The 284-nt window shown below is 64.4% G+C and carries 1 protein-coding gene; it reads left to right on the forward strand.

Annotated features, from left to right (window positions below):
* A partial coding sequence (locus R0J88_RS19535) for a hypothetical protein (protein ID WP_410900804.1) occupies nucleotides 1-284 on the forward strand: 284 nt, incomplete at both ends.

The following is a 284-nucleotide window of genomic DNA, read 5'->3' on the forward strand; positions in this document are numbered from 1 at the left end:
CCCATCACATTGCGTGAAGTGAACGGCGGGCTGGATTCCGATGCCAACGGCAATCCCTGCGACATCCACGGCCAGCGTCTTGCGGGCCTCTACATGTTCGGGCTGGGCGCCGGTCTCGCCGTCGACCCGACACTGGGCAGTGAAGCCTCCTTCGATGGCCGCATCTACGGCGTCTGGCAGTTCCACAATCACGCCAGCCTGCCGGCACTCCACGCCATCATCGCGCGCAATGCCAGTGACGACGCACTCGGCAGCGACACTGCTCACTCCGTCGGTCAGGTGAT

Source organism: Pseudoalteromonas sp. SIMBA_162 (genome assembly GCF_046535955.1).
Classification (GTDB): domain Bacteria; phylum Pseudomonadota; class Gammaproteobacteria; order Enterobacterales; family Alteromonadaceae; genus Pseudoalteromonas; species Pseudoalteromonas marina.